Source organism: Bdellovibrio bacteriovorus (genome assembly GCF_025558485.1).
Lineage (GTDB): Bacteria > Bdellovibrionota > Bdellovibrionia > Bdellovibrionales > Bdellovibrionaceae > Bdellovibrio > Bdellovibrio bacteriovorus_G.
On record NZ_CP102930.1, the window covers coordinates 275,586 to 287,575 of the forward strand.

Consider the following 11,990-nt stretch of genomic DNA (forward strand, 5'->3'; position numbering starts at 1 on the left):
CTAATATTGACAGCTCTGTCTGTTCAGGCCGAGGTCAACATTATGGGGCCGCTCTTAATTGGCGACCCTTACAATCCCGACGCGTCTCATTCTGAGACAGCCTGGCAGGAGTTTGAAGCGCAACTGCGTGAAGCCAAACGCTCGGGCATCGAAGGGGTTTCCACCGATATTTGGTGGGGTCTGGTGGAAGCCCAGAAAAATTCCTTTGAATGGCGCTATTACGAAAAGATGGCTGATACGATTTCCCGCGCTGGATTGAAATGGATTCCCATCCTGTCCTTTCATCAACTGGGCGGAAATGTTGGCGACAGCGGTTATATTCCGCTGCCAGAATGGGTTTGGCAGCAGGGTTATTACAAGACCCGCTCTTCTGACCCGACCGTTTTAATGTTTAAAAGCGAACACGGCAATGTCTCCAAAGAATATGTTTCTTTCTGGGCGACTGACATCATGGCCCCGCACTATGAAAGATTCATGACAGCTTTCCGGGCCAACTTCGCCACGCGCGCGGGTCTTATCAAAGAAATCAATATTTCCATGGGCCCTGCCGGAGAACTTCGCTATCCGTCCTATAACATGCACGACGGACCCGGCGCAGGTTATCCCCACCGTGGAGCCCTGCAAGCCTATTCGGAACTGGCAATACAGGACTTTCAAAAATACGTGCAAAAAAAATACGCCACCATCGAAGCTCTCAATCACAGCTGGCAATTCAACCTGACACATTTTAATCAAGTGTATCCCCCAAATCCGGATCTGCTGAAAGATCAATTCTTCCGCCAAGGCGAACACTTCAGCCCTTACGGCAAGGACTTCTTTGACTGGTATAACGACAGCCTGACTGATCACGCAAAGAAGATGTTACGAATTGCCAAGGGTGTCTTCCATGCCAGCGATTCGGTCATGACTCAGGTGGAACTTGGTGCCAAGATTCCCGGGGTCCACTGGCGCGCCGGAGGAGACCGCCTTGCAGAACTTAGCGCGGGACTGATTCGCACCAGCTATAAGAACTGGTATTCGGACGCTGCAAACTTTGGATATCATGACACCCTTCAGGCCTTCGCCAATCAGGGATCTAAAGTGGTGCTGCACTTTACCGCCAGTGAACTTCCAGACCGGGACTATGAACACGACACACGCATTGATTCCCGCGCACAAACCCTGACCAGAAAAATTGGCGAAGCCGCCCGTCAGCAGGGTCTGACGCTCAAAGGGGAAAATGCCCTGTCATGGACTTTGTACGATACAAATTCGTTTGTGCGGATGAATGGTCTTTTACAGGATCACGGCTACAGCGGAATGACTTTACTACGACTGAACGAAGTCGCTGGACACGAGCAAATCCTGAATCAGATTCGTGGAATGAGCCAAATTCATTCCGGAAGCCTTCGTTGTGGCGGCGTTTTCTTTTAAGTTACAAATTCACTTATCAACACCGACAAAATAAAAAAGGAGCCTTGTGGGCTCCTTTTTCTTTTTCAGATTCTATTGAAATTAAAGTTCAGCGTCGCGAATCACAGTCAGCTTTGTCGCAACGTCGATACCTGTGGATTGATTCTTGATCGCCACAGCCGGGTTCTGCACCACACGCTGTTGCAACTTCGTGAAGATAGGCTCACGAATTGCCAGATTGTTATCCTGAAGAACACACTGACGAGCTGTGCGCGCTTCGATGTTCACCACAACCGGCGCCTTCAGATTCGCAGTCATTTGTGTGGGATCATCAGGGATTGTCACGATAGAGAAGTAACGGGCTTTATCCTGAGCCGTCAGTTTCAAAGCTTCCATGTCACCTTTAGTGAGATTTGCTTTGTACTGAGGAGCGAACAATTCAGGCTCCAGAACCGGGAAAGCAATCGCAGGAGCCTCACAGCTTTGCAACCATGCGAAGATTTCGTCATTTGGATCATCAAGAAGAACGAATTTGCGCAAATCAGCGAAGCCCAAAAGGCCTTCGGTGAAAGTCAGAACATCTTCTTGTTTCAGCTCAATCTGGCCGAATCTTGATGTCGAAATGATCATTCAACCCCTCCAAACAGGTACACAGATTCACCCTTATTTTAGACACACCAAGGCACTAAGACGGTGAATACACCTATAAATCTGGACCTAAATCTAGGGAGACTCAATTAAAATCTAGAGAGGATGACTGACCGCTTCAGGCGCAATGCCGTTACCAGCAAGGATTTGACCGTGATCTTAAAAACGAAAAAAGGCCTGGCAATCAAAGTGCAGGCCTTTTTTAGCATAAGTTTTAAAAACCCTTTATGGTTTCAATAGCTTAGCAATATTTCGAGTCTTGTCGGCATCTGTTGTTGCAGACTGCTGATTCTGATCTTGGATCGCAACGTAAACTTCTTCACGGTGGATTTTGGTATCTTTGGGCGCTTCGATGCCTAGGCGGACCTGTTTACCTTTAATTTGAACTACTCTGATTTTGATGTGGTCATCGATAGCGATGCTTTCACCCAACTTCCGTGTGAGAACCAGCATGACAACTCCTTTTGCTGCAGTCGTTATCGGTAGTTTTAAGCGGAACTGTAGGTATTATTTTTATCTTAGAAAGTCAAGAAGGCTTGGCTGAATAAGCTTTCCGGACGTTTCGAGGGTCGCTTTCAGCGTGCTATCGGTCTTATTGATGTCAGAAATAACCTGGAAGGCATCCGCATCCTCGAGCTGGGAAGCAGTCACCTTATTGTCCACCACAGCCTTTTGCAGGGAATCCATGGTGTTATTCACAGCCATAATTCTGGACCCAACTTCAGATCGAGCCAAAACCACCTGGGAAATAGCCTGATCAAGGGTGTCCAAGGCATCCTGAATACCCTCTTTGTCATTGGTGCGCATGGAAATCTCAAGATTCTTCAGGGTCGAGAACAGATTCACCCCGCCGGAGCCCGTCACCGGATCTTGCTTATCCAAACGGCTGGAGCGACGTTCTGACGCAGGACCACGAGTTTCCAGATAGTTAGAGTCAATAAGCTCATTCTGCTCTTGACGCTGAATTTCCTGATGCTGGAAGTTCTTTAAAGACTCCACATCTGTCGGAGTTTCATACTGAGCACGAACCACTCCGTCGCCGCCCAGTCCACGTCCCAGGAACACTTTGCTGCCCGGAAGGTTCATCGCCACAAAGGCATCCTTCTGAGTCTGAATCTTCATATCCGAATCGTTACCAAAGTAATCGCCACTTTGATTAAACGGCGTCGTCTGAGTCTTCTGACCGCCAAAGATATATCTTTCACCCAGCTTGCGGTTACCGATCTGGATGGACTGGTTGTAGATCTGTTCAACTTCGGAAGCCGTCACCATACGGCTTTCCTCGTTTCCGCTGGCATCATTGGACTGGCTGACTGCCAATTCCTTTGCACGCACCAGAATCTCTGTAAGCTCACTTAAGGACTGATCCGAAAATTCCAGGAAACTTTTGGCGTTGTTGATATTTTTAATGAACTGAGTGTTCCCGCGTTCTTCCGTTCTGGCCGTCAGAACACGTGCGGATGCCAATGGATCATCCGAAGGCTTGTTGATACGTTTTTGAGTCGCAGCCTGATTCTGCAAATCAGCCATATCCGACCTGTTCTTGGTCAGATTCTGGTTCACCTGATTGAAAGCCATTTTATCTGCGATTCTCATCTATTACATCCGTTTTAGATTCAGTACAGTATCAAACATTTCGTCGGCGGTTTTAATCAAACGCGCTGACGCATCGTAAGTTTTCTGGAATTCGATCATTTTCGTGGTCTCTTCATCCAAGCTGACACCGCTGATACTTTCGCGGATATTCGTCAGTTGAGACATCACGTTCTTTTGTGCTTCCTGGGATTTCACCGCACGCTGGGCAACCGCACCGATCTGACCCACCTGCGTGTTGTAGTAATCATCCAAAGTCGCCGTGCCATCACTCATCACCTGACGGTATTGCAGGGCAGAGATCACGTTTGCCACGGTGTTATCACCCGCTGCACCCGCCTGAGCGGCCGTTGCGATACGACCCACATCATTGAATACGGTTTTATTCAGGGCAATCGCCGAAGCAGCCCCTTTCACATTGTCCGGCATATCAAAGAACAGCACGCCATTGCGTCCGGTTTTGTCATAGCCTTCGATGTGAGCCATATTGACTTCTTTAGCCAGTGTGTAGGCCATGTTATCCACGTGAGACAACAGATCCTCAATCACATGATCACGCACATCCAAAGCACCACCGATGCGACCACCCGAGATCTGTTCGGTGATATTCGCTGGTGTACTGCCGTTACCCATGAAGAAAACCTCCACGCGGTCACGGGCATCTGTTTGCTGCGCTTTCAGTTCCGACGAACCGATACCGGAAACCAGAATCGCCGTGCGACCTGCTGTCACCGTTACCATGCCGTCTTTACCTTCCGCCCAGGAAATATCGACCTTTTCACCCATTTTTTTCAGCAAAAGATCACGGCGGTCACGCTCGTCATTGGCAGGAGTATTCTGCACCTCAATCATCTGAATCTTTTCATTCAAAGAGGCAATTTCCTTGGACAGCTGATTAACTTCCTCGACGGTCGTTTTCACCTGGCCGTCCAAATCCTCCTGCACGGCTTTCAATTGCCCCACCACGCGACCGAAATCTTTGGTCAACGCCACGGACGTTTCACGCACCATTGTACGCGAAGCCAGGCTTTCAGGGTTGTTGGAAAGCTCACGGAAGGAATTGAAGAAGTCCGTCATGTACTGATTCAGACCCTTGTTGGTCTGCTCGTTGTACACCTGTTCAACACGGCTCAGGCCTTCCGCGCGGGAATCCTGGAAGCCCATGTTCATGCCTTCTTTTTGGATTTGTTTTTCAAGCCATGGATTGTTCACACGGGTCACAACACCCGCACGGGCCCCCATACCGATCTGAAGGTTGCCTTCAGTGATAGGCATGTTCGTCTGAAGCTCCACTCTTTGACGAGAAAAACCTTCAGTCGATTTGTTGGCGATATTATGACCGACCGTCTGCAATGCCGTCTGAGAGTTCATCAGAGAGCGTTTACCCGTATCCATCATAGCCGAGATTTTAGACATCCTATCCTCATCTCCGGTGGGTTCCGTTTAACAATCCCAAATACATCTTGTATGTGGGAGGTTGATCAAAAAGGTTCAGCCGCAAGGCGGAGGGCTTTATTCGCAGCGCAGGCGTACTTCATGTACGTCGGAGCGAAGAATAAAGCCCGACAACGCAGTCGGATGGGCCTTTTTCATCGGCCTCAGGCTTCTTTAGAAACGAAGTTGCCTGCGACTTGAGGGCCCTGTTTTACCTGGCCCTTGCCTCCGTATGTTTTCTTGCCGGAAAGCGTGTCTTTGATATTGTTCAAAGCGCCGTTCAATGTATTCAGAGCGGACTTTGTGTATTCTTCATTTTCTTTATTAATTTCAGTAATGCGTTTGATCAGGATATCCAATGCCGCATGCTGAGTGCGCAGACGGTCCGCTGCCGGAGTGCCCGCCAGCTTTTGCGCCAGCTCAAGCAAACGTGGATTTTCCGTATCAGCACCCACGATAGTCGCCAGCTCCATCGCATAGCGGGAACGCAAAGAATCCTGCGCGCGAAGTTTGAACAGCAACTCCTCTTTCAGTTTGTTGCTTTCGTCCAAAGCCTCGCGATCCGCTTTCAAAAGAATTTCTTTTTCTTTGCGAACGATATCCAACAGAGAACGATAAATTTTGGTAAGTTCTTCGAGATTTGATTCTAGCTTGTGAAACGCTCTTTCGACTGTTGCGTCCATCTTCATCATCCTTCCGCCTTCGCTGAAGCCCTGGCGGAAGATCCGCTATGCTTGACTCGAGGCGGGATTGAAATCGTTTTACTTCAGCTTCCGTGCTGTCGCTGCCGGGCTCTTTTCAGAGCGCGGACTTTATGCCGGCATCAGCCGACTAGAATTCCAAATGTTCATCAACCATTTTGTCGGCGATGGCTTTTGCATCAACTTTGTATTTTCCTTCGTCGATCAAAGCGCGGAATTTTGCAACTTTTGCTTCATCAACATCAGGAGCAGCCATAGCAAGTTCTTTGATACGCTTTGCTTCCTGCGCACGAGGAGACAGCTCCACGCGTGAGGATTCACCAAGATTGGAGGACGTCAAAGCATCCGCTTTCGTCAAACCTGCATTTGGTGTTTTATTCTTGATACCATCCGCTTTGTCAGATCTGGAAGAATCTGTAAGATTCAAATTTTGACCGACTTTATTGTGCGTGATCTTCATCGAGAACTCCTCTGTCAGAGTGTAGAAACACACTCTCTTATTCTTTTTATAGTATCACAATGAGACAGTTACACCAAATCATTCTGAGACAGTTTCTGGTCCAGTATCCTTGTCAGATTCGATAGTCCAGTAAAGGGCTTTTGCCTCAGGGCTTAAAAAGCCAAGCGTGTCGCCAGCTTGCAACTTTTCCCCTGTCGAAACTTTAGACAGTCCACCCTTAAAAACCAACTGACTTTTAAGACCATTGTCGTGCTCTATTTCCACCATGGTTTGATCATCCGCCAAATTCCGCTTCCCCAGCAAAACCCCGTCCCATGGGGCTTTTACTGCGGCGGAAGCCGGCAGAGCTGCAGTGTCGGCAGACACGGAAGCTGAAGCAGCTTCCGACGAAGGTCCAGCGTTGGGTGACACATCGAATTTGTAGGATACGGATTGTTTTTTACCCGGATGCTGGAAAGGCTTTGCCGTGTAATTGCTTTTTTCATCCATAGTCAGTGGGCCGACAGGTTTTGCGACCGGAGCTTTGATCCCCATCATCACGCCAAACTTATTCATAAGCTGATCATAGATCATATTGGACAAACCAATACCACCACGCTCACCCCACTTTTCGACGTATTGATCATCGAGCTGTTCTTTGAAAATCTTTTCCGCCTGATTGGACTGAATGAAGCCACCCTCATGGACAGTGGAGCGCATGGCCTTCATCATCTCGCGCAGGAAATGCTTTTCGTACATGTCAGAAACCTCGCGCAGCTTCTGTTCCGGCGGCTTCTGTTCCGGCCGCCCCATCATACGTTTGAGACTCACACCGCTCATTGCGAGACTCCTACATCAAAAAAGAAAAAGGTACGGATGTACCTTTTTTGAAAGAGAAAAAAAGGGGAGTTAGAGTCGGAGAATCATGTGCATCCTGCACTCGATTCTGAGAGTGTAGCTTCGGCTCGTGTTGATCACTCCGTGATCTCTGCTGACCTATTGCTCCTGTTTCCTGCGAGAAACTTTTGACTCTTGACCTTCCATGGTTCGCGATCTCTTTCTCACCCTCCCCGCGTTTCAAACACATCCATGTGTCTGAAACTATAACTTTGATTGTATTAAATGCTGTGTCATTCTGAAACAGAAATCTCATAAAACTTCGAGTTCCCCGTGCAAAGCTCCAGCTGATTTTATGGACTGAAGTATTGTAATCAGGTCCTTCGGCGAGACTCCCAGTTTGTTTAGAGCCTGCACCAGTTCCCCGACGCTGACACCGCTGTCGAGAACCGCCACTTTTTCTTCCGTTCCTTTTTTACCATCGCCCACTTTCACAGAAAGCGCACCGTGTGAGATAGCAACCCTGGAGATCTTCACTTTGTCTCCGATCACAATCGTGCCGGTCTTTTCGTTCACCACCACACGTGCTTTCATATCCGGATTGATCTCGATGGATTCAATGGTCGCCAGCAATTCCACACCACGATTTTCATAGGCAAATGGCGTGATAATATCAATTGTTCCTGAATCCTTTGCCGAAGCGTAGTGACCACCCAGTTCCTTGTTAATCGTAAGCACTGAGCGCGCTGCCGTTGTGAAGTCAGGATTGATCAATGTCAAACGGTACATTTTTCTGGAGGAAAAATCCGCCGTCATGTCACGTTCGATGATCGCGCCATTCGGCACACGACCGCTGGTCAAATGCTGATCCTTACCGTCACCACCGATCACAATGCTTCCCTGTGCCACTGCAAACACCTGTTCATTCGCAGCACGCAGCGGAGTTTGCAGCAGGGTGCCCCCCTGCAAAGAAGAGGCATCACCAATGGCACTGACAGTGATATCAATCGGATTTCCGGCTTTGCCAAATGCCGGCATCGTCGAAGTCACGATAACCGCCGCCACGTTTTTACTGGAGAAATCCACGTTGTCGAGCTTCATTCCCAGCTTATCAAGCATGCGCACCATACTCTTGCTCATAAATTCGTTCTTGCCGTCGCCAGTTCCTTTAAGACCCACAACGATCCCGTAACCGATCAGCTGGTTCTCTCGCACACCACGAATGCTTGCAATATCCTTCAGGCGAGCCGCATTGGCGGATTCCATCAATGTCATGAAGAAAAATGCCGAAAGCAAAAAGAAGTTTAGAATCTTATTCATTGCTCTTAGTCTTTCTTAAGCTGACCACATCGTACTGTGGATCAAGTAGTTTTTCTGAATTGATACCGGCATCGTTGAAATCCTCTGGACGAATAAGGCCGGTGACAATCACTTTATATTCACGTTTTCCGATCATGAACGGCTGCTGTCCTTTGATGCGATAATTGCCGTCCGCCATTTTTTCGACGATACGGGTTGGGATGTTTTGCACGTCTGCCAACCCTTCATCCTTTTCATCCGCCTTTGGAGCTTCCGCTTTTTTTGCTTCGGAAGCCGGAGCACGGGAAGCCTCTGTCCCGTTCTGCGCCAGCGAGTTGCTCAGTTCCTGTTGTTGCTGCTGTTGTTCTTCCAGCTGCTTCAACAATTTTTTAATCACAGAGACTTTTGTTTCCACCTGCTTGCGGGCCGGACCATCAAGTGTCACATTCAGCAGATCACCCTCTTTGCGCATTTTGTTTTGTGCAAAAAGATACGCGCCCTGCCCTTCCATCACCCATGTCGAACCGGCATTCGCACCCAGGTCAGATTCCTCTTCCATGCGATTGCGGGTCATGCGCTTGTACTGACGATCCGTCGGCACACCCATATTCTGATTGTCAGAAAAACGCGGAGCCGTATTAATATCTTTCAACGCCGGAGTTTCTTTCGGACCATCCAGCGAAGTCAAAAAATCCTGCATCGTCGCACAACCTGTTGCGAAAACGGATAGAACCAATACTGAGAAGAGAGAAAGGGTCTTCATCATTGCAACTTCACCACACCTTTTTCAGTCACGAGACCGGAGAGTACTTTTTGTGTTTCCAGATTTTTTACTTTAATGATGTCTCCGACAAAACCACTGTCCTCCGCCATCATATTCACGGAGATCTCGAAACTATCGTCGCCAAGCAAAGCTTTAACGACTTGTCCCTTCTTAGCTGCCGGTTCACGTTTGAGATCGGAAGCCCATACTGTGCTTCCGACGGGAAGAGAGCGAGCCGCCAATTGACCCTGGATATCCTCCATGCGCAAACTGCCATCCTTGGCAAAGGTCACATCCGTCATGGACATGCGCAGGTCATCAGCCTGAACTCTCTCTCCTTGTAAGATCAAACGGGTCGTCACCGGGGTTAATCGGGAAACGCGAATTGTTCCGGAGATCCATTTAATTTGTCTTTGATCACCGTCGCGCAACGGCAAAAGGAACCCGCCTTTGGCTGAAAGCTGAGTATAATCCAGATCCCACAGCTTTGATGCCGGGCGTGGCGTGCTTTGCACACTGACCTGATATTCACATTCCTGACAGCGGGCTTTCAGCACATTGTGAATCTTTCTTTCAATTTCCTGTTTGGAAACCGGGGTGCTGGCAAAACTGACCTTGACCTGTGAAGGCACTTTGAATTGCGGATTCATCCTGCGCAAATTTTCCTGGCTGTTCAAAGCCGAGCGCATCCTGCCCAGAATTTCCCCGGATTCCAAATGCTGGCTTAGCAGAAGTTCTCGCGCATCTTCACGCAAAACCACAGCATCCAGTGCCGCCAGCAATTCCTCGCTGCCGCCTTCCACTGTGGCGATGTCGCCCAAACGCAGAAGTTCTCTTTGTGAGATTTCCACACTGGCCGGAATGGAGATCTCAGGCCTTGCGAAGGCCTGAGTGCTCACCAGAAGTAAAAACATAAAGTACTTAATCATCAATTATCTCAAATTGTTGATGGATTGAAGCATCTGATCGGATGCCTGCATCACTTTGGAATTGGTTTCCATCGCACGCTGGGCGGTGATCATATTCACCATTTCATCAACGATATTCACGTTGCTGGATTCCAGCTGTCCTTGTGCCAGATAACCCGTGCCATTCAGACCCGGGCGCGACGTGATGGCCTGACCACTGGAAGGTGTTTGCGTGAACAGGTTTTTACCAACAGCCTTCAGACCCGCTGGGTTCACAAAATTCACCACATCAATCTGACCGATTGTCTGCGGAGCATCGTTAAGACCTGTGATCACACGCACTTCACCGGTGGGTGCGATCTCCAGACCGGAAACATTTGGAGGAACAGTGATTTCCGGCTGCAGAACATTGCCGTTTTTATCAACCATGCGACCCGCCGGATCTTTTTTGAAGGCCCCGTCACGAGTGTAAGCTGTTTCACCATCCGCAGTCAGAACCTGGAAAAAGCCCTGACCTTCAATTTGAATGTCCAACGGATTTTTAGTGACCTGTGCCTGGCCGTTGGCAAAATCTTTTTGCACTCCGGCCGTGCGCACACCCAGACCCACCTGAACACCATTTGGAGAATAAGCATTCAGACCCGAAGCCGTCCCTGGCTCCTTTTGGGTCTGATACATGAGGTCTTCAAACTCAGCACGGGATCTTTTAAAGCCAGCCGTTGATACGTTGGCGATATTATTGGCAATCACATCCATATTGGTCTGTTGTGCCGCCATCCCTGTAGCTGCTGTGTTCAAACTCTTAAGCATTCACGAATCCTTCCGTTAGCTTCTAAATTAATTTACTAGCCCGCTAAGCCGTATCCCCGGCGAAGGCTAGTTTGTTTTTCCCACCACATTGATCATTTTATCGGCCATCTGATCGTAGGCACTGATGGCCTTCTGCGTGCTTTCAAAGACACGATTGGTGGTGATCATGTCTGACATTTCCTGGATGATGTTGACGTTGGAGGTTTCCAAAAACCCCTGCTTTACGCTGGGATTATTGATATTCTGCATGTCCGGCGCGATATTCGGCTTGAACGTATAAAGAGAGCTGCCCGTCTTTTGCAAGGAATCAGGATTGTTAACAGTGACCAGGGAAAGCTTTCCCAGGTTTTCAGTGCCTTCAAAAACATCGCCATTGTCGGCAATGCTGATCGCACCGCTACCGGTGAAACGAATCACACGGCCTGCGGGGTCTGCTCCAGCTTCGGCCTGACGAAGGACCGGGTGTCCGTCTTTGGTAACCAACTGTCCGTTACCGTCCAGGGTAAAGTTCCCGGCACGTGTCAATTTTACGCCGCCCGGAGTGGCCACCTCAAAGAAGCCTTTGCCGTCGATCGCAACATCCAGATTGTTTCCAGTGGGCTTCAAACCGCCTTGTGAGAAATCAGTGAAAGTACCTTTGGTGTCAACGTAGCTTTTGTCGCCACCTTGCATATTATAGAAGCTTTCAATGGAAGCCACATCACGGGGAATCTGTGTGGTTTCCGGCATCTTTTCATTGGCAGTCAGGTATTCCTGAAAAAGCTGCTGATCGCGCTTAAAGGCAGGCGTGTTCACGTTAGCCAGATTATTGGCAATAGTATCAAGCTTTGTACTTTGGGCCATGGCACCACTTAGCGCTGTATAGACACCTTTTACACTCATGAACTTCCCCTCCACAGTGTTGAGCAGCAAGGCGTGTGCCATCTTTTGACAGGACGGATCTTGGTCTGGGAAAAAGGTTCCAAGCTGGACCTTTGCACAGTTCAAAATTTCTGGGCTCAAGTTTTTTTCGATTTGGCCGTGTATTGACCTTCGTCGATGGCGCCAGGGAATTGTCAGATCTTTGTCGACAGTGTCAAAGAATCAGCTTCATAATTGACTACATGAGGACGTGGGTTTCTATCTTTTTCATTGCATCTCTTATTTACAGCTTCAGCGCAGAAGCA

Annotated in this window: 13 protein-coding genes; 1 reads left to right on the plus strand and 12 read right to left on the minus strand. The window is 48.8% G+C overall.

Annotated features, from left to right (window positions below):
* Nucleotides 1-42 precede the first annotated feature (42 nt).
* On the plus strand, nt 43-1,413 hold the full coding sequence (locus EZJ49_RS01460; RefSeq protein WP_262553711.1) for a family 14 glycosylhydrolase: 1,371 nt from the start codon (nt 43-45) through the stop codon (nt 1,411-1,413).
* 81 nt (nt 1,414-1,494) lie between these two features.
* Here EZJ49_RS01460 and fliW read toward each other — a convergent pair whose 3' ends face one another.
* The 12 genes from fliW to flgF form a co-directional block, all read right to left on the minus strand.
* Nucleotides 1,495-2,022: a flagellar assembly protein FliW gene (gene fliW, locus EZJ49_RS01465; protein WP_262553713.1), complete on the minus strand. Its 528-nt coding sequence runs from the start codon at nt 2,020-2,022 to the stop codon at nt 1,495-1,497.
* A 243-nt stretch (nt 2,023-2,265) separates the two neighbouring features.
* Complete coding sequence (csrA, locus tag EZJ49_RS01470) at nt 2,266-2,493, minus strand: carbon storage regulator CsrA (RefSeq protein WP_038451346.1); 228 nt, start codon at nt 2,491-2,493, stop codon at nt 2,266-2,268.
* A 60-nt stretch (nt 2,494-2,553) separates the two neighbouring features.
* Nucleotides 2,554-3,636, minus strand: coding sequence for a flagellar hook-associated protein FlgL (gene flgL, locus EZJ49_RS01475; protein WP_262553715.1), 1,083 nt, complete (start codon nt 3,634-3,636; stop codon nt 2,554-2,556).
* Nucleotides 3,637-3,639: 3 nt separating this feature from the next.
* Nucleotides 3,640-5,049, minus strand: coding sequence for a flagellar hook-associated protein FlgK (gene flgK / locus EZJ49_RS01480; RefSeq protein WP_262553716.1), 1,410 nt, complete (start codon nt 5,047-5,049; stop codon nt 3,640-3,642).
* 182 nt (nt 5,050-5,231) lie between these two features.
* The gene (locus EZJ49_RS01485; RefSeq protein ID WP_262553718.1) at nt 5,232-5,750 is read right to left on the minus strand and encodes a flagellar protein FlgN; all 519 of its coding nucleotides are present in this window, start codon (nt 5,748-5,750) and stop codon (nt 5,232-5,234) included.
* Nucleotides 5,751-5,898: 148 nt separating this feature from the next.
* Nucleotides 5,899-6,228: a flagellar biosynthesis anti-sigma factor FlgM gene (flgM, locus tag EZJ49_RS01490; RefSeq protein ID WP_262553720.1), complete on the minus strand. Its 330-nt coding sequence runs from the start codon at nt 6,226-6,228 to the stop codon at nt 5,899-5,901.
* 78 nt (nt 6,229-6,306) lie between these two features.
* The gene (locus tag EZJ49_RS01495) at nt 6,307-7,047 is read right to left on the minus strand and encodes a rod-binding protein (protein WP_262553721.1); all 741 of its coding nucleotides are present in this window, start codon (nt 7,045-7,047) and stop codon (nt 6,307-6,309) included.
* 309 nt (nt 7,048-7,356) lie between these two features.
* Entirely contained in the window at nt 7,357-8,355 is a 999-nt protein-coding gene (locus tag EZJ49_RS01500) for a flagellar basal body P-ring protein FlgI (protein WP_410468752.1), read from the minus strand.
* Between the two features lies 1 nt (nt 8,356).
* Nucleotides 8,357-9,109 (minus strand): flagellar basal body L-ring protein FlgH, encoded by a 753-nt coding sequence (locus EZJ49_RS01505; protein WP_262553726.1) that lies wholly within the window; start codon nt 9,107-9,109, stop codon nt 8,357-8,359.
* Nucleotides 9,106-10,035 (minus strand): flagellar basal body P-ring formation chaperone FlgA, encoded by a 930-nt coding sequence (gene flgA / locus EZJ49_RS01510; protein ID WP_262553728.1) that lies wholly within the window; start codon nt 10,033-10,035, stop codon nt 9,106-9,108. The genes EZJ49_RS01505 and flgA overlap by 4 nt, the downstream gene beginning before the upstream one ends.
* A gap of 3 nt (nt 10,036-10,038) precedes the next feature.
* Entirely contained in the window at nt 10,039-10,824 is a 786-nt protein-coding gene (flgG, locus tag EZJ49_RS01515; protein ID WP_262553730.1) for a flagellar basal-body rod protein FlgG, read from the minus strand.
* Nucleotides 10,825-10,890: 66 nt separating this feature from the next.
* A complete protein-coding gene (gene flgF / locus EZJ49_RS01520; RefSeq protein ID WP_262553733.1) occupies nt 10,891-11,706 on the minus strand; it encodes a flagellar basal-body rod protein FlgF in 816 nt (271 codons plus the stop codon).
* Nucleotides 11,707-11,990 lie beyond the last annotated feature (284 nt).

What these genes read in the sequence shown, in the direction of transcription:
- EZJ49_RS01460 (WP_262553711.1), top strand. Translation starts at nt 43, where the DNA reads ATGGGGCCGCTCTTAATTGGCGACCCTTACAATCCCGACGCGTCTCAT.
- fliW (WP_262553713.1), bottom strand. Translation starts at nt 2,022, where the DNA reads ATGATCATTTCGACATCAAGATTCGGCCAGATTGAGCTGAAACAAGAA.
- csrA (WP_038451346.1), bottom strand. Translation starts at nt 2,493, where the DNA reads ATGCTGGTTCTCACACGGAAGTTGGGTGAAAGCATCGCTATCGATGAC.
- flgL (WP_262553715.1), bottom strand. Translation starts at nt 3,636, where the DNA reads ATGAGAATCGCAGATAAAATGGCTTTCAATCAGGTGAACCAGAATCTG.
- flgK (WP_262553716.1), bottom strand. Translation starts at nt 5,049, where the DNA reads ATGTCTAAAATCTCGGCTATGATGGATACGGGTAAACGCTCTCTGATG.
- EZJ49_RS01485 (WP_262553718.1), bottom strand. Translation starts at nt 5,750, where the DNA reads ATGGACGCAACAGTCGAAAGAGCGTTTCACAAGCTAGAATCAAATCTC.
- flgM (WP_262553720.1), bottom strand. Translation starts at nt 6,228, where the DNA reads ATGAAGATCACGCACAATAAAGTCGGTCAAAATTTGAATCTTACAGAT.
- EZJ49_RS01495 (WP_262553721.1), bottom strand. Translation starts at nt 7,047, where the DNA reads ATGAGCGGTGTGAGTCTCAAACGTATGATGGGGCGGCCGGAACAGAAG.
- EZJ49_RS01505 (WP_262553726.1), bottom strand. Translation starts at nt 9,109, where the DNA reads ATGATGAAGACCCTTTCTCTCTTCTCAGTATTGGTTCTATCCGTTTTC.
- flgA (WP_262553728.1), bottom strand. Translation starts at nt 10,035, where the DNA reads ATGATTAAGTACTTTATGTTTTTACTTCTGGTGAGCACTCAGGCCTTC.
- flgG (WP_262553730.1), bottom strand. Translation starts at nt 10,824, where the DNA reads ATGCTTAAGAGTTTGAACACAGCAGCTACAGGGATGGCGGCACAACAG.
- flgF (WP_262553733.1), bottom strand. Translation starts at nt 11,706, where the DNA reads ATGAGTGTAAAAGGTGTCTATACAGCGCTAAGTGGTGCCATGGCCCAA.